19 protein-coding genes and 1 pseudogene are annotated in these 22,001 nt (G+C 73.1%); 11 read left to right on the top strand and 9 right to left on the bottom strand.

The window, feature by feature from the left end; genetic code table 11:
* Positions 1–143 precede the first annotated feature (143 nt).
* The 5 genes from AB7J25_RS15220 to AB7J25_RS15240 all read left to right on the top strand — a co-directional run bounded on the left by AB7J25_RS15220 (position 144) and on the right by AB7J25_RS15240 (position 7,376).
* Positions 144–3,863, top strand: a complete 3,720-nt coding sequence (locus AB7J25_RS15220) for a nitrate reductase subunit alpha (protein ID WP_428509428.1) — start codon at positions 144–146, stop codon at positions 3,861–3,863.
* A gap of 1 nt (position 3,864) precedes the next feature.
* A complete protein-coding gene (narH, locus tag AB7J25_RS15225; RefSeq protein ID WP_428509430.1) occupies positions 3,865–5,565 on the top strand; it encodes a nitrate reductase subunit beta in 1,701 nt (566 codons plus the stop codon).
* Positions 5,562–6,206: a nitrate reductase molybdenum cofactor assembly chaperone gene (gene narJ / locus AB7J25_RS15230; RefSeq protein WP_428509432.1), complete on the top strand. Its 645-nt coding sequence runs from the start codon at positions 5,562–5,564 to the stop codon at positions 6,204–6,206. The genes narH and narJ overlap by 4 nt, the downstream gene beginning before the upstream one ends.
* The gene (gene narI / locus AB7J25_RS15235) at positions 6,203–6,982 is read left to right on the top strand and encodes a respiratory nitrate reductase subunit gamma (RefSeq protein ID WP_428509434.1); all 780 of its coding nucleotides are present in this window, start codon (positions 6,203–6,205) and stop codon (positions 6,980–6,982) included. The genes narJ and narI overlap by 4 nt, the downstream gene beginning before the upstream one ends.
* Positions 6,983–7,043: 61 nt before the next feature.
* Positions 7,044–7,376 carry a cupin domain-containing protein gene (locus tag AB7J25_RS15240; protein ID WP_428509436.1) on the top strand — a complete coding sequence of 111 codons (333 nt, stop codon included), beginning with the start codon at positions 7,044–7,046 and terminating at the stop codon, positions 7,374–7,376.
* Between the two features lie 25 nt (positions 7,377–7,401).
* Here AB7J25_RS15240 and AB7J25_RS15245 read toward each other — a convergent pair whose 3' ends face one another.
* Complete coding sequence (locus AB7J25_RS15245; protein ID WP_428509438.1) at positions 7,402–7,788, bottom strand: YybH family protein; 387 nt, start codon at positions 7,786–7,788, stop codon at positions 7,402–7,404.
* A 53-nt stretch (positions 7,789–7,841) separates the two neighbouring features.
* Here AB7J25_RS15245 and AB7J25_RS15250 point away from each other — a divergent pair, with 53 nt between their 5' ends.
* From AB7J25_RS15250 to AB7J25_RS15270, 5 genes are all read left to right on the top strand, one after another.
* The gene (locus tag AB7J25_RS15250; RefSeq protein WP_428509440.1) at positions 7,842–8,756 is read left to right on the top strand and encodes an RNA polymerase subunit sigma-70; all 915 of its coding nucleotides are present in this window, start codon (positions 7,842–7,844) and stop codon (positions 8,754–8,756) included.
* A 42-nt stretch (positions 8,757–8,798) separates the two neighbouring features.
* On the top strand, positions 8,799–9,665 hold the full coding sequence (locus tag AB7J25_RS15255) for an alpha/beta fold hydrolase (protein ID WP_428509442.1): 867 nt from the start codon (positions 8,799–8,801) through the stop codon (positions 9,663–9,665).
* Positions 9,666–9,875: 210 nt separating this feature from the next.
* On the top strand, positions 9,876–11,186 hold the full coding sequence (locus AB7J25_RS15260) for an acyl-CoA dehydrogenase family protein (protein ID WP_428509444.1): 1,311 nt from the start codon (positions 9,876–9,878) through the stop codon (positions 11,184–11,186).
* Between the two features lie 123 nt (positions 11,187–11,309).
* Entirely contained in the window at positions 11,310–11,759 is a 450-nt protein-coding gene (locus AB7J25_RS15265) for an RrF2 family transcriptional regulator (RefSeq protein WP_428509446.1), read from the top strand.
* 49 nt (positions 11,760–11,808) lie between these two features.
* Positions 11,809–13,116: an acyl-CoA dehydrogenase family protein gene (locus tag AB7J25_RS15270; protein WP_428509448.1), complete on the top strand. Its 1,308-nt coding sequence runs from the start codon at positions 11,809–11,811 to the stop codon at positions 13,114–13,116.
* Positions 13,117–13,119: 3 nt separating this feature from the next.
* Here AB7J25_RS15270 and AB7J25_RS15275 read toward each other — a convergent pair whose 3' ends face one another.
* The 8 genes from AB7J25_RS15275 to AB7J25_RS15310 all read right to left on the bottom strand — a co-directional run bounded on the left by AB7J25_RS15275 (position 13,120) and on the right by AB7J25_RS15310 (position 21,758).
* Positions 13,120–13,986, bottom strand: coding sequence for an alpha/beta fold hydrolase (locus AB7J25_RS15275; RefSeq protein ID WP_428509450.1), 867 nt, complete (start codon positions 13,984–13,986; stop codon positions 13,120–13,122).
* On the bottom strand, positions 13,977–14,603 hold the full coding sequence (locus tag AB7J25_RS15280; RefSeq protein WP_428509452.1) for an isochorismatase family protein: 627 nt from the start codon (positions 14,601–14,603) through the stop codon (positions 13,977–13,979). Before AB7J25_RS15280 ends, AB7J25_RS15275 begins: the two co-directional genes overlap by 10 nt.
* Positions 14,600–15,142, bottom strand: coding sequence for a (2Fe-2S)-binding protein (locus AB7J25_RS15285; protein ID WP_428509454.1), 543 nt, complete (start codon positions 15,140–15,142; stop codon positions 14,600–14,602). The genes AB7J25_RS15280 and AB7J25_RS15285 overlap by 4 nt, the downstream gene beginning before the upstream one ends.
* A complete protein-coding gene (locus AB7J25_RS15290) occupies positions 15,139–17,514 on the bottom strand; it encodes a xanthine dehydrogenase family protein molybdopterin-binding subunit (protein ID WP_428509456.1) in 2,376 nt (791 codons plus the stop codon). The genes AB7J25_RS15285 and AB7J25_RS15290 overlap by 4 nt, the downstream gene beginning before the upstream one ends.
* A complete protein-coding gene (locus AB7J25_RS15295; RefSeq protein WP_428509458.1) occupies positions 17,511–18,299 on the bottom strand; it encodes an FAD binding domain-containing protein in 789 nt (262 codons plus the stop codon). The genes AB7J25_RS15290 and AB7J25_RS15295 overlap by 4 nt, the downstream gene beginning before the upstream one ends.
* Complete coding sequence (locus AB7J25_RS15300; RefSeq protein ID WP_428509460.1) at positions 18,296–19,708, bottom strand: MFS transporter; 1,413 nt, start codon at positions 19,706–19,708, stop codon at positions 18,296–18,298. The genes AB7J25_RS15295 and AB7J25_RS15300 overlap by 4 nt, the downstream gene beginning before the upstream one ends.
* Before the next feature lie 25 nt (positions 19,709–19,733).
* A complete protein-coding gene (locus AB7J25_RS15305; RefSeq protein WP_428509462.1) occupies positions 19,734–20,999 on the bottom strand; it encodes an FAD-dependent monooxygenase in 1,266 nt (421 codons plus the stop codon).
* A gap of 264 nt (positions 21,000–21,263) precedes the next feature.
* Positions 21,264–21,758, bottom strand: a complete 495-nt coding sequence (locus AB7J25_RS15310) for a MarR family winged helix-turn-helix transcriptional regulator (RefSeq protein ID WP_428509464.1) — start codon at positions 21,756–21,758, stop codon at positions 21,264–21,266.
* A gap of 116 nt (positions 21,759–21,874) precedes the next feature.
* Between AB7J25_RS15310 and AB7J25_RS15315 the strand changes: the two are divergent.
* A pseudogene (locus AB7J25_RS15315) lies at positions 21,875–22,001 on the top strand (leucyl aminopeptidase); the annotation flags it as partial.

The following is a 22,001-nucleotide window of genomic DNA, read 5'->3' on the forward strand; positions in this document are numbered from 1 at the left end:
CTCCTCGGATCGCGTCGAGGGTGACCGGCGGCTGGCGGGTGCGGATAGGGGCGATACGCCGCGCGGGCCCGGGACCTTCGGCCGTACATCCCCACCGGCGGGCGGCGGCATCATGACGCCCGTCACCTCTGGGAAGGGGACGGATGACCGACCTCGGCACATCCCCGCAGGCCGGCACCGACGGACCGGTCGCCGACGCGCTGCTTCGGACCGGCCGGTTCTTCACCCGGCGCAGCACCTCGCCGGACCTCAGATCGGTGCACCTGCGGGGCGGCCGCGAGGGCGACGTGTTCTACCGGGACCGGTGGAGCCACGACAAGGTCGTCCGCTCGACGCACGGGGTCAACTGCACGGGCTCGTGCTCGTGGAAGGTCTACGTCAAGGACGGGATCATCACCTGGGAGAGCCAGCAGACCGACTACCCGTCGGTGGGCGCGGACTCCCCGGAGTACGAGCCGCGCGGCTGCCCGCGCGGCGCCGCCTTCTCCTGGTACACCTACTCCCCCACCCGGGTGCGCTACCCGTACGCCCGCGGCGTGCTGCTGGACATGTACCGGGAGGCGAAGGCCCGCCTCGGCGACCCGGTGCTCGCCTGGGCGGAGATCACCGGCGACCCGGAGCGCCGCCGTCGCTACCAGCGCGCCCGCGGCAAGGGCGGGCACGTCCGCGTCGGCTGGGACGAGGCGGTGGAGATCGTCGCGGCCGCGCACGTGCACACCGCGAAGACCTACGGGCCGGACCGGATCGCCGGGTTCTCCCCGATCCCGGCGATGTCGATGGTCAGCCACGCCGTGGGCTCGCGGTTCATCGAGCTGGTCGGCGGATGCATGACGTCGTTCTACGACTGGTACGCCGACCTGCCCGTCGCCTCCCCGCAGGTCTTCGGCGACCAGACCGACGTGCCCGAGTCCGGCGACTGGTGGAACGCCACGTACCTGGTCATGTGGGGCTCGAACGTGCCGGTCACCCGCACCCCGGACGCGCACTGGATGGCCGAGGCGCGCTACAAGGGCCAGAAGGTCGTCGTCGTCTCCCCGGACTACGCCGACAACACGAAGTTCGCCGACACGTGGCTGCCCGCGCAACCCGGCACCGACGGGGCCCTCGCCATGGCGATGGGCCACGTGATCCTCACGGAGTTCTTCGTGCAGCGGCGGGTGCCGTTCTTCGTCGACTACGTGCAGCGCTTCACCGACCTGCCGTTCCTCGTGACGCTGACCGAGCGGGACGGTGCGCACGTCCCGGGCAAGTTCCTCACCGCGGCCGATCTCGGTGACGAGCACGCGGCGGGCGAGGGCGCGGCCTGGAAGACGGTGCTGATCGACGGGCGCACCGGCGAGCCGGTGGTGCCGGGCGGGTCGCTCGGGTTCCGCTACACGCCGTCGGGCGCGGGCCGGTGGAACCTCGACCTCGGCGACGTGGCCCCGCAGCTCACCCTGCTCGACCCGGAACACGGCGAGACGGCCGAGGTGCTGCTGCCCCGGTTCGACGCGCCGGACGGCGGCGGCGCGGTGCTGCGCCGCGGGGTGCCGGTGCGCCGCATCGGCGAGCGCCTCGTCACCACGGTGTTCGACCTGATGCTCGCCCAGTACGGGGTGCCCCGGCCGGGGCTGCCGGGCGAGTGGCCCACCGGCTACGACGACCCCGCGCAGCCCTGCACCCCCGCCTGGCAGGAGCCGATCACCTCGGTGCCGGCGGCGCAGATGATCCGCATCGCCAGGGAGCTGGCCCGCAACGCCGAGGAGTCGCAGGGCCGCAGCATGATCATCATGGGGGCGGGGATCTGCCAGTGGTTCCACGGCGACGCCACCTACCGCGCCGTGCTCGCGCTGCTGATGCTCACCGGCTCGATGGGCCGAAACGGTGGCGGCTGGGCGCACTACGTCGGCCAGGAGAAGTGCCGCCCCGTCACCGGTTGGGCGACCATGGCGATGGCCACCGACTGGTCACGCCCGCCGCGCCAGATGATCGGCACGGCGTACTGGTACACCCACACCGACCAGTGGCGCTACGACGGCTACCGCGCGGACGCGCTCGCCTCGCCGCTGGGCACCGGCCTGCTCTCCGGCATGCACACGATCGACACGATCGCGCTGTCCGCGCGGCTGGGCTGGATGCCGTCCTACCCGCAGTTCGACCGCAACCCGCTCGACCTCGCCGACGAGATCCCCGAGGGCGCAGACGGCCCAGCCGCGGGCTCGTACGTGGCGGGCGAGCTGGCGGCAGGGCGGTTGAAGTTCGCGATCGACGATCCGGACGCACCGGAGAACTGGCCGCGCTGCCTCACGCTGTGGCGGGCGAACCTGCTCGGCTCGTCGGCGAAGGGCGACGAGTACTTCCTGCGCCACCTGCTCGGCACGCACCACAACCTGCTGGCCGACGAGACCCCGCCGGACCGGCGCCCGCGCGACGTCGTCTGGCGCGACGGCGACCCGCCCGAGGGCAAGCTGGACCTGCTCGTGTCGCTGGACTTCCGGATGACCAGCTCGACGCTGCTCTCCGACGTCGTGCTCCCGGCCGCCACCTGGTACGAGAAGCACGACCTGAGCAGCACCGACATGCACCCGTTCGTGCACGCCTTCACCCCGGCCATCGACCCGCCGTTCGAGACGCGCACCGACTTCGACGCCTTCCACGCGATCGCCCGCCGTTTCTCCGAGCTCGCGCGCGTCCACCTCGGCGTGCGCCGCGACGTCGTCGCCGTCCCGCTGCAGCACGACACGCCCGGCGAGACCATGCAGCCGGGCGGGCGGGTGCTGGACTGGCGGGCCGGACAGGTCGAGGCGGTCCCGGGGCGCACGATGCCGTCGTTCGCGGTGGTGGAGCGCGACTATCCGGCGGTCGCGGACAGGATGGCGAGCATCGGGCCGCTGGTGGACCGGCTCGGCCTGACCACCAAGGCCGTCACCGTCCATCCCGACGAGGAGGTCGCCGACCTGGCCGGGCGCAACGGCGTGATGCTCGGCGGGGCGGGCGACGGGCGCCCGGCGATCGACACCGACGCCAAGATGGCCGAGGCCATCCTCGCGTTCTCCGGAACCACCAACGGCCGCCTCGCGGTGGAGGGCTTCCGCGAGCTGGAGCGGCGCACCGGGGTGCGGCTGGCCGATCTCGCCGAGGGCAGCGAGGAGCGGCGCATCAGCTTCGCCGACACCCAGGCCAGGCCGGTCCCGGTGATCACCAGCCCCGAGTGGTCGGGCAGCGAGACGGGCGGGCGCCGCTACGCGCCGTTCACCGTCAACCTGGAGCGGGGCAAGCCATGGCACACCCTCACCGGCCGGATGCACTTCCTGCTCGACCACGACTGGATGCACGAGCTGGGTGAGACCCTGCCGGTCTACCGCGCGCCGCTGGACATGCACCGGCTGTTCGGCGAGCCGTCCCCCGGCGCCGCCGCCGACGGGGCCTCGGTGACGGTGCGCTACCTCACGCCGCACTCGAAGTGGTCGATCCACTCCGAGTACCAGGACAACCTGCTGATGCTCTCGCTCTCGCGCGGCGGGCCGGTGGTCTGGATGAGCACGGCCGACGCCACCGCGATCGGGGTGCGCGACAACGACTGGGTCGAGGCGGTCAACCGCAACGGCGTGCTCGTCGCGCGCGCGATCGTCACCCACCGGATGCCGGCCGGGACGGCGTTCGTCTACCACGCCCAGGAGCGGGTGGTGAACGTCCCGAAGTCGGAGGCGACCGGGCGGCGCGGCGGGATCCACAACTCGCTCACCCGCATCCTGGTCAAGCCCACGCACCTGATCGGCGGTTACGCCCAGCTGTCGTTCGCGTTCAACTACCTCGGCCCGACGGGCAACCAGCGCGACGAGGTCACGGTGATCCGCAGGCGCGGCCAGGAGGTGACCTACTGAGATGCGCGTGATGGCACAGCTGGCCATGGTGATGAACCTCGACAAGTGCATCGGCTGCCACACCTGCTCGGTGACCTGCAAGCAGGCCTGGACCAACCGCAGCGGCGTCGAGTACGTCTGGTTCAACAACGTCGAGACCCGCCCCGGCCAGGGCTACCCGCGCCGCTTCTCCGACCAGGAGCAGTGGAAGGGAGGCTGGGTGCGCAACCGTCGGGGGCGGCTCACGCTCAAGGCGGGCGGGCGCTGGCGCAAGCTCGCGACGATCTTCGCGAACCCGGTGCTGCCGAACATCCGCGACTACTACGAGCCGTGGACCTACGACTACGAGAACCTCACCGACGCCCCGCTGGGCGACGACTTCCCCGTCGCCCGGCCGAAGTCGCTGATCTCGGGCGAGCCGATGGCCGTCGAGTGGAGCGCGAACTGGGACGACGACCTGGGCGGCGCGCCCGAGCACGGGCCGCAGGACCCCATCGTCGAGCGCATCCGCCGCGAGGCCGAGGAGAAGGTCCGCTTCGACTACGAGCGCGCGTTCATGTTCTTCCTGCCCCGCATCTGCGAGCACTGCCTCAACCCGTCGTGCGTGGCCTCCTGCCCGTCCGGGGCGATGTACAAGCGCACCGAGGACGGCATCGTGCTGGTCGACCAGGACCGCTGCCGCGGGTGGCGGATGTGCGTGACCGGCTGCCCGTACAAGAAGGTCTACTTCAACCACCGCACCGGCAAGGCCGAGAAGTGCACGTTCTGCTACCCGCGGGTGGAGGTCGGGCTGCCGACGGTGTGCAGTGAGACCTGCGTGGGGCGGCTGCGCTACATCGGGCTCGTGCTCTACGACGTCGACCGCGTCGCGCAGGCGGCCGCGGTCGCCGACGAGCGCGACCTGTACGAGGCCCAGCTCGACCTGCTGCTCGACCCGAACGACCCCGAGGTGGTCGTGGCGGCCCGCCGGGAGGGCATCGCGCAGGACTGGATCGACGCCGCGCAACGTTCGCCGGTGTACCGGCTGATCAAGGACTACCGGGTGGCGCTGCCCCTGCACCCGGAGTTCCGCACGATGCCGATGGTCTGGTACGTCCCGCCGCTCTCGCCGGTCGTGGAACGGCTCACCGAGACCGGGCACGACGGCGAGGACGTGGACAACCTGTTCGGCGCGATCGACGCGCTGCGCATCCCCGTGGAGTACCTCGCGGAGCTGTTCACCGCGGGTGATCCCGTCCCCGTCACCGCGGTGCTGCGCAAGCTCGCCGCGATGCGCAGCTACATGCGCGACGTGACGCTGGACCGACCGCGCGATGAGGCGGTCGCGCAGGCGGCCGGGATGACCGGTGCGGCGATCGTCGAGATGTACCGGCTGCTGGCGGTGGCGAAGTACGAGGAGCGCTACGTCATCCCCACGGCGTACGAGGGGGAGGCCCACGACCTGGAGGAGATCGGCTGCAGCCTCGACGTCCCGGGCGGGCCCGGGATGGGCGGCAGCGGCCCGTTCGGTGAGGCGTCCGGGCGCCCGCTGCCGGTCTCCGTCGAGACGTTCCACGCCCTGCGCAACCGCCAGACCAGCGACGCGGTCGCCGATCCGGGCGAGCCGGGAGCCCGGGTCAACCTGCTCAACTGGGACGGCAAGGGGCGCCCGCCGGGGCTGTTCCCACCGCAGCGCAGCGCGGCCGGGAGCCGACCGTCGGACAGCGGGGACGAGCGGCGATGAGGGCGGGCGACACGCGGATCGTCCTGCAGGCCGCTTCGGTGTGCCTGCAGTACCCCGACGACCACGTCCGCGCGACGCTGCCGCTCGTGCGGGCGGCCGTCGCGGAGCTGCCCGACGGCCGCCCCCGGGAGCGGCTCACGGCCTTCCTCGACGCCACCGGGGACGCTGCCGGCGACACCGCCGGGATGGGGGCGCTCGCCGAGCACTACGTGGGCCTCTTCGACCGCAGCCGCCGCTGCTGCCTCTACCTGACCTGGTGGACCGACGGGGAGACCCGCCGCCGCGGCGGCGCCCTGGCCGCGCTCAAGGCGCGCTACCGGGCCGCCGGGGTGGAGCCGGCGGGCCGCGAGCTGCCCGACTTCCTGCCCGCCGTCCTGGAGTACGCCGCCACCGCCGATCTCGCCGACGGGCTCGCCCTGCTCCAGGAGCACCGGGCCGGCGTGGAGCTGCTGCGGCTGGCCCTGCTGGAGGCCGGGTCCCCGTACGCGGCGCCGGTGGAGGCGGTGTGCGCGCTGCTGCCGGGGCCGTCGCCCGAGGACGCGGCTGCGGCCCGGGCGCTCGCCCGCAGCGGCCCGCCCCGCGAGCAGGTGGGACTCGATCTGCCACCGTTCGCCGCCGCCCCGTCCGGAGGCCCGCGATGAGCGCGCCCCCGAGCGGACCATCGACACTGAGCTTGCTCGACATCCTGCTGTGGGCCGTGCTGCCCTACGTCATGGTCGCGGTGCTGGTCGGGGGCACGATCTGGCGCTACCGCTACGACAAGTTCGGCTGGACGACCCGCTCGTCGGAGCTCTACGAGTCCCGCCTCCTGCGCATCGGGAGCCCGCTGTTCCACTTCGGGCTGCTCGTCGTGATCATCGGACACGTCATCGGGCTGGTGATCCCGAAGTCCTGGACCGACGCGCTCGGCCTGTCCCAGGAGGCCTACCACCTGCAGGCACTCGTGCTGGGGGCGATCGCCGGGTTCTGCACGCTGGTCGGCGTCGGGATCCTGGTCTACCGGCGGCGCACCACCGGCCCGGTGTTCATGGCGACCACCCGCAACGACAAGCTGATGTACGTGGTGCTCGTCGCGGCGATCGTCGCGGGGCTCGCCACCACGCTGCTCGGCGCCGCGGGCGGCGAGGAGCACAACTACCGGCTGACGGTCGCGCCGTGGTTCCGGTCGCTGTTCGTCCTGCAACCGGACGTGGCGTCGATGAGCGCGGCCGGGTTCGCCTTCCAGCTGCACACCCTGGTCGGCATGGCGCTGTTCGCGATCTGGCCGTTCACCCGGCTCGTGCACGCGTTCACCGCGCCGGTCGGCTACCTGTTCCGGCCCTACGTCGTCTACCGGTCGCGCACCGCAGGCCTCGCCACGCGGGCGTCCCGGCGGGGCTGGGAGCGCGCCGCTCCCCCGGCGCACCGACGCCGCTGACCGACGCCGCTGACCGGCGCACCGACCGGCACCGACCAGCGCCGGCAGGAAGGGGAACACCGTGGAGAAGCTGTCCCTGGACGCGCTCGCCCGCGAGCAGCTCGAGACGGCCCGGCGGGCGTCGTCGGGCCGGGCCGCGCACACCCCCGTCGGAGGGCACGACCACGTCCTGCGCCAGGCGGTCATCGCCCTGTGCGCGGGCCGGGAGCTCGCCGAGCACGAGAACCCCGGCGAGGCGACGCTGCAGGTGCTGCGCGGGCGTGTCCGCCTGGTCGCCGGGGAGACCTCGTGGGACGGGCGCCAGGGCGACCTGCTGGTCGTGCCGCAGCGGCCGCACAAGCTGGAGGCGATCGAGGACGCAGCGGTGCTGCTCACCGTCGCGAAGCTGCGCTGATCACCGTCCTGCCGTCACACTCGGGTCACGAGGTCTGGGTGAACGAGTGGTGCTCGTGCGCCACGAGCCACCGCCCGTCCTCGCGGCGCAGGCCGAGCGTGAGCCGCAGCCGCCGGTCCGGCTCGGCGGCCAGTTCATCGGGCGTCCCGCAGCGCAGCAGCGCCGTGGCGTAGGCGACGTCCGCACCCGCCGTGACGTCCAGCTCGTCGATCTCGAAGCACGCGCCGCGCTGCCAGGCCAGGAACGGCGGCCACGTGGCGCGGTAGGCCTCGGTGCCGCGGGCGCCGCGCTCGGGCGGCGGGACGTCGAACATGAGGATGTCGGCGGTGCGGTCGGCGACGGCGCCGTCGAGGTCGCCCGCGTCCACCGCGGCGGCCCAGCGCTCGATCAGTTCCTTGATGGTGGTCTCCATACCGGTACAACCCCGGGCGCCGCGCCGATTCGTCGCGCGGCACGCTGGCACCCGTGACCGACCGACCCGAGCCCGACGAGGCGTTCGAGGAGCTGGTGGGCCCGCACCGCGCCGCGCTGCTCGCGCACTGCTACCGGATGCTCGGCTCGCTGCAGGACGCGGAGGACGCCGTCCAGGAGACCCTGCTGCGGGCCTGGCGCGCCCTTCCGCGCCTGGAGGGGCACGAGCACGTCCGGGCCTGGCTCTACCGGATCGCCACGAACCGCTGCCTCACCGCGGCGACCCGGCGCCGCGACCTGCCCGTCGATCTCACGCCGGGCACGCCGCTCGGCGAGATCGCCTGGCTGGAGCCGTTCCCGTCGGCCGAGCTGGCCGCCGAGGAGCGCGAGGGCGTCGAGCTGGCCTACGTCGCGGCGCTGCAGCACCTGCCGCCGGCACAGCGGGCGGTCCTGCTGCTGCGCGACGTGCTGGGGTTCTCCGCGGCGGAGGTCGCGCGCCAGCTCGACTCGACACCCGCGGCCGTGCACAGCGCGCTGGCCCGGGCCCGCCGGGCACTCGCCGACGCCGCACCCGCCCGCGACGCCGTGCGCCGCGACCCGCCCGGCACCGCGGCCGCCGACCTGGTCGCGGCCTGGGCGCGGGCGTGGGAGGACGGCGACGCGGACGCGGTGGTCGCCCTGCTCACCGAGGACGCCCGCTACTCGATGCCGCCGCTGCCCGCCTGGTACGCCGGCCCCGCGGCGATCGGTGCGTGGCTGCGCACCGGGCCGATCCGGCAGAGCTGGCGGTTCCTCCCCACGGCCGCGAACGGGCGGCCCGCGTTCGCCACGTACCTGCGCGAGGGACCCGCCTTCCGCCCGTGCGGGCTGGACGTGCTCGTCACCCGGGACGGCCGGGTCACCGAGGTGGTGTCGTTCCTCGACGCCGACCCCACCTGGTTCGGGTTGCCGGCGTCCCTGGACGCGTGAGGCGCACCGATGAGTTCGGGAGCCGCCAGGCGTCCACAGGGCATGACGACGCACACCCTCCCCGTGCCCGGCGCCGAGATCGTCTACGACGTGCACGGCCCGCTGCCCACCGCCGACGGCCGGCCGCCGCTGGTCGCGATCGGCCAGCCCATGACGGCCGACGGCTTCGCCACGCTGGCCTCGCACCTGCCGGACCGCACGGTCGTCGCCTACGACCCTCGCGGGCTCGGGCGCAGCACCCGCTCGGACGGGCGCACCGACAACGACCCCGTGACGCAGGCCGAGGACGTGCACGCCCTGATCGAGGCACTGGGCGGGGGCCCGGTGGACCTGTTCGCCAGCAGCGGCGGCGCGGTCACCGCGCTCGCCCTCGTCGCGGCGCATCCCGGCGACGTGCGCACGCTCGTGGCGCACGAGCCGCCGATCGACTGCGTGCTGCCCGACATCGACGCCGTGCGGCGCGCCCGCGCCGGCTACAGCGAGGCATACGCGACCAAGGGCTGGGGCGCGGGCATGGCGGGGTTCATCGCGATGACGTCGTGGCAGGGCGAGTACACCGACGACTACTTCGCCCAGTCCCTCCCCGACGCAGCCGCCTTCGGAATGCCCACCGAGGACGACGGCTCCCGCGACGACCCGCTGCTGTCCGACCGCAGCGCCGCCGTCACGGCCTACCGCCCGGACGTGGCGGCGCTGCGGGCCGCCCCGACGCGGATCGTCCTCGCCGTGGGCGAGGAGACCGGCGACGCCTACACCGGGCGCACCGCCCGCGGGACGGCGGCGCTACTCGGCCAGGAGGCGACGGTGTTCCCGAGCCATCACGGCGGCTTCGCGGGCGGCGAGTTCGGCTACCCGGGCAAGCCCGCGGAGTTCGCGGCGCGCCTGCAGGAGGTGCTCGACGGCGGCTGAAGCCGCCGATCTCGTACCGGTCAGTTCAGCTGTGCCCGGCACAGAACCGCAGCTCAGCGACCGGCCGTGCTCCCTCTCACAGTCGCCGTTCGCCCACTGTGAGACCTGTGGAACACAGTGAAATCGGTACGCAACACTCTGAATATGCGGCGGCAACGGCGTCCCGGAACGGTGTGGCGCGCACCACCCGGACCGCAGATCGGAGCTGTCATGTCCATCAACTTCACGATGTCCGACGAGCAGAAGAAGCTGCAGTACGACGTCCGCGCGTTCGCCGAGAACGTCCTCACGCCCGTCGTCACGGCGGCCGACGCCGAGCCCGATCCCCTCACGGGCTTCCAGATGACCAAGCCCGCCTACGTCGAGGCGTACAAGGCCGGGATCGCGATGTGCATGCTGCCCGCCGAGTACGGGGGCGGCGGCATCTCGTGCGTGGACCTGGTGATCGCGGCCGAGGAGATCTGCACGGTCGATCCGGGCTTCGCCTGCACCGTGCTCTGCAACGGCCTGGGCCTCATGCCGATCGCGTGGTACGGCTCGCCGGAGCAGAAGGAGAAGTACCTGCGCGCCGCCACGTCGGACCCGACCGGCGAGTATCTCGGCGGCTGGACGGCGAGCGAGCCGCCCGGCAACCCGTCCGGCACCGCGAACTTCGACATCCCGCTGCCCCGGCCCGCCGGCGTCGGGCTCACCGCGGTGCGCGACGGCGACGACTACGTCGTCAACGGCCGCAAGTACTGGCCCTCCTCGGCGGGCTGGGACGAGCGCGGCGTCAACGCCGGCACGCTGATCGTGCGCACCGACTCCGAGAAGGGCGGCACCGAGGGCCTCTCCGCCCTCGTCCTGGAGCGCGACACCCCGGGCGTCACCTACACGCACCTGGACAAGACCGGCCACCGGCTCGCGTCCAACGCGGAGATCGTCTTCACCGATGCCCGCATCCCGGCCGCCAACCTGCTGCCGGGCGCGGTCGGCAACGGCGACCTCGTCATCAACCGCAACTTCGCCTGGTCCGGGCCGGTCGCCGCGATCGCCGCCGTCGGCATGGCCCGCGCGGCCTACGAGATGGCGCTGGACTTCGCGAAGGGCAACACCGCGGGCGCGCTCACGCCGATCATGCAGTTCCAGAACGTCGGCTACGTGCTCGGCGATGTCGCGGCGAAGATCGAGATGGGCCGCTACTTCTCCTGGCGCGCCGCGGACTACCTGGACAAGCACGACCAGCACGCGGAGCTCGTCGGCGCGATGAACAAGATCCAGGTGACCGAGCTGATGTTCGACTGCGTGTTCAAGTGCATGCAGATCGTCGGGGTCAACAGCCTGGAGACCAAGAACGGGTTCGGCAAGATCCTGCGCGAGGCGTCCGTGCTGCCGATCTACGACGGCGGCAACATGGGTATGCAGCGCCGCCGCGTGCACGGCATCCTCGCCGACCCGCTGTTCAACCCGCGGGCGATCATGGAGGACGAGTACGTCCGGTTCGAGAAGCACCACGAGTCGATCGGCACCATCGCCGGCTGACCCACCGACCCTGGCCCGGCTCCCCCGTGGCGCGGCGGGGGCCGGGCCGGGCCCCACCTGGTTGGTCGCGCCACGCGCGACCACGTACGGTTCGTGTCGGTCCCGGATCGAGACGAGCCGAACATGAAGCACACGAGTCACGCGGACTACGCGCTGCGCGTCCTGATGTACCTGCGCGTCGCGCCCGGCCGCCGCGGTTCCGTCGCCGGGATCGCCGACGCGCACCACGTGTCGCGCCACCACCTGGACAAGGTCGTCCAGCACCTGGCGAGCGCAGGCATCGTCGAGACCTCCCGCGGTCGCGGCGGTGGGGTCCGGCTGGTCCGCGACCCGTCGACGATCACCGTCGGCGACGTCATGCGGGCCATGGAGAACGACTACGCCGTCGTCGAGTGCCTGGGGCCTGCCCGCTACTGTCGCATCGCCGGTGTCTGCGGGGCACGCAACGTCTTCGCCCGGGCCCTGGACGCCTACTTCGCGGTACTCGACGAGGCCACGCTCGAGGACATCGCCGCCAACGACGAGGGCCTGCGCGGCGCGCTCGGGATGATCCGGGGCATCGCCGGGCAGTGACCCGGGCGTGTGGGAGGGCAGTGCGGACGAGGGCAGTGAGGAGAGCTGGGTGCCCGTCGACTTCGACCTGACGCCCGCGCAGCGGGCGCTCAAGCGGACGGCGCGCGAGTTCGCCCGCGAGATCCTGCGGCCCGCCGCGGAGGCGGCCGACGCGCTGCCCGACCCGCAGGCCGCGTTCCGGGCGATGAAGCCGATCTACGCGCAGGCCGCGAAGCTCGGGTTCACCACGATGTTCCTCCCGGAACGCTACGGCGGCGGTGGCGCCTCGAGCGTCGACTTCCTCGTCGCCATCGAGGAGCTCTGCGCGGTCGACCCCGGCTTCCCCACGATCCTGCTCGTCAACGGCCTGGGGCTGATGCCGCTGCTGTGGTTCGGCACGGAGGAGCAGCGTGAGCGATGGATCGGCGGGTTCACCGCCGACACCGGTGGCGAGTTCCTCGCCGGCTGGGCGGTCAGCGAGCGCGGCGGCACCGCGAACTTCGACCACCCGAGCCCGAGCGCGGGCGTCCAGCTGCTCGCCGAGCACGACCGCGCCCACGGTGAGTACGTGCTCAACGGCGAGAAGCACTGGCCGTGCAACTCCGGCGGCTGGGACCTGAAGGGCGCCGACGTCAGCCTCTGCGTGGTCCGGACGGACCGGCGGCGCGGCGGGAAGGAGGCGCTCGCCGCGCTGCTGGTCGAGCGCGGCACGCCCGGCATCACCTACGAGGTGATCGACAAACTCGCCCACCGCACCTGCCAGAACGTGACGATGACCTTCCGCGACGCCCGCGTGCCCGAGGAGAACCTCGTCGCCCCCGGCGACGGTGACCTGCTGATCAACCGCACCTTCACCTGGTCCGGGCCCGTCGCCGCGATCGCCGCCGTGGGGGTGGCCCGCGCCGCCTACGACTTCGCCCTCAAGTGGGCGCGCACGTACACCGGGGGCGGCACGCACCCGATCATCCACCACCAGGCCGTCGGGAACCTGCTCACCGAGATCGCCGGGCGGATCGAGGCGGGCCGCTACCTCTGCTGGAAGGCCGCGCACTACATGGACACCCACGACGGTGGGGCCCACGCGCTCGGCGCCATGAACAAGACGTTCTGCGCCGACCTCATGCAGTCGGTCGTGTTCGACTGCATGCGCGTCGTCGGCGTGAACGCGCTGGACCGCCGCTTCCCGCTGGCCAAGCTCTACCGCGAGGCCGCGGTCTTCTCCCTCTACGACGCCGGCAACCTCGGCATGCAGCGCCGCCGCGCGTGGGGGGTCATGGCGGGCGACCGTGCGTTCACCCCGGACACGTTCGTCGACGGCGAGCCGCTGACGTTCACCAAGGAGATGGAGGGCTACGGGGTGCTGACCGAGCGGGGGTGACCGTCACGCCCCGCCGGTGAGCGCCGCCAGCTCAGGCCGGAACAGCGCCAGCGCCGCCGCCGGCTCGTCCCAGAACACCATGTGCCCCGCGCCCGGCACCGTGACGATCCGCGCGGCGGGGTTGGCCGCGGCCGCCTCGCGGGCGCCGTCGTCGGTGACGACGGGGCTCGCGCCGCCGCGGACCAGCACCGTGGGCGCGGGGACGGACGGCCAGGCGTCGAGGAAGTCCTCGGTCTCGAAGCCCTCGTGGGTGGCGCGGATCGCCTCGGCGTCGCAGCTGGAGAGCCAGCGGGCCCGCAGCTCCTGTTCGCGGCGCGGCCAGCGCGGCCAGGAGCGCGCGACCTCGTCGGCGTCCGTGCCGCGGCGGGCCTGCGCGAGCTGGTCGAGGAAGGCGTCCGACGTGGTCGGGTACGGGCCGCGGCCCGGCCCGCTCATCGGCGGGTCCACCAGCAGCGACCCGCGTGCGGGCAGCCCGGCCGCGACGGCGGCGGCGACGACCCGCGCACCCATCGAATGGCCGGCGAGCACGGGCCGTTCCAGGCCCAGCCCGGCCACGACGGCACCGAGATCGGCGGCGTAGTCGTCGAGCGTGTAGGACGGCCCGGCGTCGGAGAGGCCGCGCCCGCGGACGTCCAGCACGACGGGGCGGGCGAGGTCGCGGAGCTCCCTGGCGACGAAGTCCATCGTCACGGCGGGGCTCGTGATGCCGGGGACGACCACGAGCGGAACGCCCGCTCCCCCGTAGTCGAGCACGTGCAGCCGCAGGTCCCCGGAACGGACCCAGCGGGAGGTGGCGGGGACGTCGGCGAGGTCGGCGAGCGCGTCCTGGCGCACGGCCCTGATGCCGGTCAGCGTGGCGGTCACGAGCATCCCTTCAGGTAGGCGAGCGCGTCGTCGAGGCCGATCACGTCGCCGTACTTCGCGTCGATGTCGAACAGGTTGGCCTCGTGCGCCGCGGGGGCCCGGTCGCCGACGCACTCGCGCGGGACGAGCACGCCGAACCCGGACTGCACCGCGTCCACGGCCGTGGCGCGCACGCAGCCGCTGGTGGTGGCGCCGCAGACCAGGACGGTGTCGACGCGCAGCCCGGTGAGCAGCGCCGCGAGGCCGGTGCCGAAGAACGCCGAGGCGCCCTTCTTGACGATCAGGTGGTCGCCGGGGGTGTAGGGCAGCCGGGCGTCGATCCCGACGGCCGGGGTGCCCTCGCGAAGTGCGGCCATCCCCGTGGCCTTGCGCAGCCACACGACGGAGTCGACCTCGGCCGCGGTGTAGGCGATCGTCGTGTAGACGACGGGGACGGCCGGGCTCGCGGCGACGAGCCGCGCGGTGGCGTCGACGACGTCCGTCAGGTCCGCACCGGACGGGTAGGACGGATCGGTGAACCCCACGGTGAGGTCCACGACGACGATCGCGGGGCGCTCGCCGCGCGGCGTGCGGGCACCGAAGCCGGCCCTGTCGTTGGCCGCCCGGTCGGTCGGGTCGCTCATGCGGGGCTCCCCTGGGTGCGGGTCTCGGTGCTGGTCCGGGTGCGGCCGTCGAGCCGTTCCTGCAGCGCCGCCCGGCGCCGCGTCGCGCAGTCCTCGATCGCGTCGACGATCGTCTGGTAGCCCGTGCACCGGCAGAGGTTGGAGGCGACGACCTCGCGGATCTCCTCGCGGTTCGCGTCGGGCCGCTCGGCGAGGTAGCCCTCGGCGAGCATGAGGAACCCGGGGGTGCAGAACCCGCACTGCAGGCCGTGGTGCTCGGAGAAGCAGCGCTGCAGGTCGCCCGGCTCGCCGCCGGGCCCGCCGAGCGACTCGACGGTGCGGATCTCGCTGTTCTCCACCTGCGCCGGGAAGAGCAGGCACGCCCGCGCGGGCGCGCCGTCGACGAGCACCGTGCACGCCCCGCAGACGCCGTGCTCGCACCCGACGTGGGTGCCGGTGAGGCCGACGTCGTGGCGCAGCACGTCCGCGAGCGTGCGGCGGGGCTCGATCGCGAGATCGTGACACTCGCCGTTCACGCGCAGCTCGATCAGCTGGATCATCGGGTCACCTCCGGTGCGGTGTTCAGGGCACGATAGATCGCCTCCCGGGCGATCGGGGTGTCGTCGAGCTCCACGCGGGTGTGGCGCAGCGCGTCGTTGACGGCGTTGAGCACGGCCGCGGGGGCGCCGATCGTGCCACCCTCCCCCGCCCCCTTGGCGCCGTCCGAGGTGAACGCGCAGGGCGTCTCGAGGTGCTCGATGCGCACGTCGGGGATCTCCGCGGCGGTGGGCACCTTGTACTCCATGAAGCTCGGGGCGAGCGGCTGCCCGGTGGCGTCGTAGCGGACCTGCTCGAACAGCGCCCCGGCGATGCCCTGCGCGATGCCGCCGCGGGCCTGACCCTCCACCACCTGCGGGTGGATCGCGACGCCGCAGTCCTCCACGCACACGTAGCGCAGGATCTCCACGCCGCCCGTGCCCGGGTCCAGCTCGACGACGACGCCGTGGGTGGCGTTGGAGAACGTCCCGTCCCCGCCGACGTCGAAGCTCTCGGTGGCACGCAGCCCGGGCTCGGTGCCCTTCGGCAGCAGGTGCGAGCGGAGGTAGGCGACCTCGGCCAGCTCGGCGAACGACAGCCGCCCTTCCCCGCCGCGCACGCCGCCGTCGCCGTCGAGCTCGGTCGAGTCGACGTCGACCTCCAGCAGGTGCGCGGCGATCTCGCGCAGCTTCTCGGCCAGCTTCAGGGACGCCGCCGAGACGGCGCTGCCGCCGATCGTGATCGACCGGGACGCGAACGAGCCCCAGCCGTAGGTGATCCGGTCGGTGTCCCCCTGGACGATCTTGACGCGCTCGTAGGGCAGGCCGAGGCGGTCGGCCACGATCTGCGCCATCGTCGTCTCGTGGCTCTGCCCGTGCGAGAGCGTGCCGGTGGTGACGACGACGCTCCCTGCGGTGTCCATGGTGATCTCGGCGATGTCGAACCCGGGGACCACGCGCATCTTCCGCTGGGCGAACGCGCCCGACCCGTAGCCGGTGCGCTCGGAGAAGCACGCGAAGCCGATGCCGCGCACGCGGCCGTCCGTCGCGGCGCGGTCGTACCAGCCCTCCTCGCGCAGGGTGGCCTCGCAGAGGTCGAGTGACTCGCGGTAGGAGCCGGGGTCGTAGGTGATGCCGTTGACGCCCGTGTAGGGGAAGACGGTGATGAGGTTGCGGCGGCGCACGTCGAGGGCGCCCATGCCCAGCTCGCGGGCGGCGCGCTCCATGAGCCGCTCGACGACCATCACGTACTGCGGCCTGCTCACCCCCCGGTACGGCGCGGTGGGCGCCTTGTTCGTGCAGACCGCCCGCCCGCGCACCCGGTAGGCGGGCACGCGGTACACGCTCGGCATCTCCGCCGACGCCATCAGCGGCTCGATGCCCGCCGTGAACGGGTAGCAGGAGTAGGCGCCCATGTCGCAGACGATGTCGGCGTCCAGGGCGAGGATCTCGCCGTCCTCGGCGAACGCCGCGCGCGCCGTGTAGTGCTGCTCGCGGGCGAGGAACGACGCGGTCAACGCGTCGCGGCGGTCCTCGATCCACTTCACCGGCCGGCGCAGGCGCAGCGCCGCCGCCGCGGTGGCGATCTCCTCGCGGCCGACCACGCACTTCTGGCCGAACCCGCCGCCCATGTCCGGGACCGTCACCCGCACCTGCTTCTCGTCCAGGCCGACGCAGCCGGCGAGGACGGTGCGCACCTGGTGGGGCACCTGCGAGCAGGTCTGCACGTGCAGCTGCTCGTCGCGGTCGACCCACTCGGCGACGGCCCCGCGCGTCTCCAGGGGCAGCGCGTTCTGCCGGCCCGTCCGGGTGCGGACCTCGACGACGGTGTGCGCGCGGGCGAACACGTCGTCGATGCCCTCGGTGGCGAAGAGTGAGACGTCGACGAGGGTGTTGCGCGGTGCCGCCGGGTGCACGAGCACGGCACCCTCGGCGAGCGCGTCGGTGTCGGAGAGGACCGGCGGCAGCGGGTCGTACTCGACGATCGCCGCCTCCAGCCCGTCCTCCGCCGCGTAGGGGTCGGTGGCGACGACGATCGCGACCGGCTCGCCGACGTAGCGCACGCGGTCGCGCGCCAGCACCGGCATGGCGGTGGGCACGAACTCGTGCGGCGGGCGGTCCAGCAGGGCGGTGACGTCGCCGAGGACGAGATCGGCCGCGTCGAACGCGGCGACGACGCCGGGCACCGCGCGCACCGCGTCGAGGTCGACGGAGACGACGCGGGCGTGCGCCTCCGTCGAGCGCACGAACTGGGCGTGCAGCATCCGCGGCAGCGTCACGTCGTCGACGAAGCGCCCCCGGCCGGTGAGCAGGCGCGGGTCCTCGCGGCGCGGGACGGACGCCCCGATCCACCGCCCGTCGCGGCGCAGTGTGGGTTTCCTCGTGGGGTTCCTCATCGCGATCCGGCCTCCTTCCGGGCGCGGGCCACGAGCGTGCGGACCAGCCCGCGGCGGTAGTGGGTGGAGACACCGGGCTCGTCGCGCAGGTCCAGGCCGTCCGCGGCCTGGTCGGGTGTGGTCGTGTCCAGGCGGACGGGGACGGCGCCGACCCCGCCGAGCACGACCCGGTCGGTGTCGAGGTCGACGACCGCCGCGGCGATCGCGAAGTCCCCGCGCCGGTCCGCGTACTCGACGAGCGCGGTGCGCGGAGCGGGCCGCGGGAACACGACCTCGACGATCACCTCGTCCGGCTCGAGGGCGGTCCAGAACGGGCCGTGGAAGAAGTCCGCGGCGGCGATCTCCCGGCGCCCGGCCGGGCCCTGCGCCACGATCAGCGCGTCGAGCAGGACGGCGAGCAGGCACCATTCCGCCGTGGCGTCCGCGTGGGCGATGCTGCCCCCGACGGTGCCGCGGGTGCGGATCGGCAGGTGCCCGACGTGGGCCATCGCGTCGGAGAGGATCCGGAAGTCCGGGCCGAGGTCGGCGCGCTCCACCGCGTGGTGGGTGGTGAGCGCGCCGACGTGCAGGGCGTCGCCCCGGCGCTCGATCCCGGCCAGGGCGCCGTCGTCGGTGACGTGGGTGATGTCGACGAGGTGCTCGGGCCGGGCGAGCCGGAAGTTCATCATCGCGACGAGGCTCTGCCCGCCCGCGAGCACCTTGGCGTCGTCCCCGAGCTCGGTGAGGAGTTCCACCGCGCCCGCGACCGAACGGGCGCGGTGGTACTCGAAGGCGGCGGGCTTCACGACCGGGCCACCCCGACCGCGGCGGTCGCGCCGGCGTCGAGGAGCTGCTGCTCCTCCTCGCCGGTGATCCGGTCGAGCTCGCGCCCACGGGTCTCCGGAGCGCCGAACGCCATGAACACCACCGCGCCGACCACGAACAGGCCCATCAGCGCGAACGTGAGCGGCAGGCCGAGGATCGGCCACAGCAGTGTCCCGAAGATCACCGGCACGAACCCGGTGACGGCCCGCGAGCTCGACGACGCCCAGCCGAAGCCGCTCGCGCGCAGCTCGGTCGGGTAGAGCTCGGAGACGTAGGCGTACATCACGGGGATGACGACGAGGGCGAAGAACCCGAACACCGCGATCATGACGATGGCCGCCGACGGGACGGTCAGGACCAGCGAGAACACCAGCAGCGACAGCGCGGCCAGGGGTGCTGCGACCCCGATGACCCACTTGCGGCCGACGACCTCGACCAGCAGGACGGCCGTGATCACGCCGAGGATGCCGACGGCGTTCATGACTGTGGTGGAGCCGAACGCGGCGATCTCCCCCATGCCCTGCGCACGCAGGATCGACGGCATCCAGGCCAGCGCCGCGTAGTAGACGACCATGACGGAGATGAAGAGCGACCACGCGACGCCGGTGATGCGCGGGCTGTAGGCCCACACCAGGCGCAGCTGCTCGAAGGCGGCGACGACGCCGCGGCGCCTGCCGGTGGTGGCCACCGGGGCGGGGATGGCGTACGGCTCCGGGGTCGCGCCGGTGCGGGCGACCATGTCGTCGATGACCGCGCGGGCCTCGGCCTCGCGACCGGTGCGCGCGAGGTACAGCGGGGACTCCGGCACGCCGCGGCGCACCCAGAACAGCAGCAGGGCGGGCAGCACCATCAGGGCGAGCATCCAGCGCCAGTTACCGGTCGTGGGCAGCAGGAGCGTGGCCGAGACCCCGGCCAGCGTGGTGCCGATCGGCCACCAGCCGTCCATCGCGGCGAGTACCTTGCCGCGTTGCTTCCTCGGTGAGAACTCGCTCACGATCGCGTAGTCCACGGGGATGCACCCGCCGAGGCCCACCCCGGCGAGGAAGCGCAGCACGAGGAAGATCTCCCAGCTCGGCGACAGGGCGCCCAGCACGGAGAACAGCGCGAAGATCATCAGCGTGATGCTGAAGGCGCGCTTGCGGCCCACGCGGTCCGCGATGGTGCCCCACGCCACCGCGCCGACGGCCATGCCGACCAGGTTGGCGGTGGCCACCAGGCCGCGCTGGCCGGTGGTCAGGGCGAACTCGTCGGCGAGCAGCGGGGTGAGGAAGCCGTTGAGGGCGACGTCCCAGGCGTCGAACATGTAGCCGAGACCGCCGATGATGAAGATCCGCCCCTGCACCCCCCACTTCCACGGGAGGTCTTGGACGACCTGGTCGCCTGTGCGCATTGTCTGCTCCGGTTCGGTGGTGGGGTCAGCGGGCGAAGGGGTAGGAGTGCGACTCGGTCTCGTGCTGAGCCAGAGGCGTGCCGTTCCAGAGCCAGTCGTAGGAGACGTCGGACTCGCCGCGGAAGTCGCGCAGCAGGCGGTCGCGCTCCTCCTGCTCCGGTCCGTCGGGCAGGTGGTAGAGCCGCATGTTCTGCAGCGAGGCGTCCTGCACCATGCCGGCGTGGGTGGCACGCCGGTTGACGTAGCGGATGAGCGCCCCGTCGATGCCGTCGCGCGTCACCGCGCCCAGCTCCTCGGCGAGGACGGCGGCGTCCTCCATCGCCTGCGAGGCGCCCTGGGCCTGGTAGGGCAGCATGGCGTGGCAGGCGTCGCCGAGCAGGGCCACCCGGCCGTCGACCCAGACGGGGTCGCGGCGACGGCGGAAGAGCGCCCACTTCGAGGCGTCGCCCTCGGCCTTGGACAGCATCGCGGCCACCCGGTCGTCCCAGCCCGGGAAGGACTCGACGAGCTCGCTCGCGGTGGCGGGCAGGACCCAGGACAGGTCGGTGTCGATCGTGCTCGGGACGACGGCGACCACGTTGAGGTATTCCCCGCCGCGGATGCAGTAGTGCACGAGATGGCGGTCCGGGCCGTACCAGATCGTGGAGTGGTAGCGGTCCAGCAGGAAGCGCGTGGCCGGGTCGGCGGCGAGCTTGTCGCCGGGGATCAGCGCGCGGAAGCACATCTCCCCGGAGAAGACGAGGGTGTCGGTGAAGCCCGCGGCGTCGCGGACGGCCGAGCGGATGCCGTCGGCGCCGATCAGGACGTCGCCGGCGAAGCGCCTGCCGTCGCGGGTGACCGCGACCGGGCGCTGCGGGTCCGTGCGGTCGATGTCGACGACGGCCGCGGAGGTGTACAGCTCGGTGACCGGGCCGGGCCCCTCCGGGTCGGCGCAGGCGTCGAGCAGCACGCGGTGCAGGTCCGCGCGGTGGTAGTGCCAGTACGGGGCGCCGAACTCGCCGACGACCCGGTCGGCCAGCGGGAGCTGGGCGATGATCTTGCCGTCGCGCCAGCGGCGGCGCACCTGGTCCGAGGGCTCGGTGCGGATGGCCTCCAGCTGGCGGCGCAAGCCCAGCCCGAACAGGATCCGGCTGGCGTTGGGCGCTGTCTGGATCCCCGCGCCCACCTCGCCCAGCGCGTCGGCCTGCTCCAGCACGACGGTGTGCAGCCCGCGCCAGCGCAGGGCGAGTGCGGTGGTGAGGCCCCCGAGCCCGCCACCGGCGATGACGACCGTGAACGACTGGCTGGCCACGACTGCCTCCCTACGTCGGGAATGTGATCGGTCTGCGATCGGTGTGCGATCGGTCGCCGCCCGGCTGCGGGCTCTCGCGGACCGCTGTCCGCGCTGCGACGGAATTAATCCGAACACTGACTATCTCGTGATCGCAAGGGTTGGCCGCATCTTTAACGAATCAGAGACCTGGGCCGCGCGCTGAGGGCGTGATCGTCACCGCAGTGGGGTGGCTTCACTCCGGCTGGATCGCAGTAAAGCCACCCCACTGCGGTCGCACGGCGCTCACTCGACGGCCAGGGTCTCCCAGTGCTCCGAGAGCGCCGAGAGCCGCCGCAGGAGCTCCGCCACCTCGGCCGCGTCGTAGCCCGCCATGAGATCGCGATCCAGGGCCCGCGCCTGGCGGTCGGTCTCGGTGAGCACGGCCCGGCCCTCCTCGGTGAGGTGCAGCAACCGCTTCCGCCCGTCCTCCGCCGGGCGCTCGCGGGTGATGAGCCCCCGCTCCTCCAGGCGACGCACGATGCTCGCCATCGTCGAGCGGTCCAGCGCGACCGACGCCGCGAGCGAGCCCTGCTCGGCCCCCGGATAGGCGTTCACCGCGGTGAGCACGGCGAACTGCGGGCCGGTCAGGCCGACGTCCACGCGGCGCACCCAGGTGGCGGCGTAGGCCTGGTAAAGCCGGCGCGCGACGTAGCCCGGCGCGGCCAGCAGCTCCGGCGGCGCCGGCAGGCCCTTCGCCGGATCGATCCCCGCCCGCGCGGCCGCTCCCCAACTTCCCACGAGGCCAGCTTGGCACGCGCGCCACGGAGGTCGCGTGGCCCACTCCCCCTTGACGAGCGGCGCATCCCGCGGGATCGTCAGTGTTCGGATTATCTGAACGCGAGTGGAGAGGACCCATGGACCAGAGCCTGTTCAACGACATCTGCCGCCGGCAGCTGGAGCTGTCCGGTGTGCACGAGGGCGAGACGGTCGCGGTGCTGACCCGCGGCGAGGACCGCGCCGCCTACGCCTCGGCGTTCATGT

The organism is Pseudonocardia sp. (genome assembly GCF_050246655.1).
Classification (GTDB): Bacteria; Actinomycetota; Actinomycetes; order Mycobacteriales; family Pseudonocardiaceae; genus Pseudonocardia.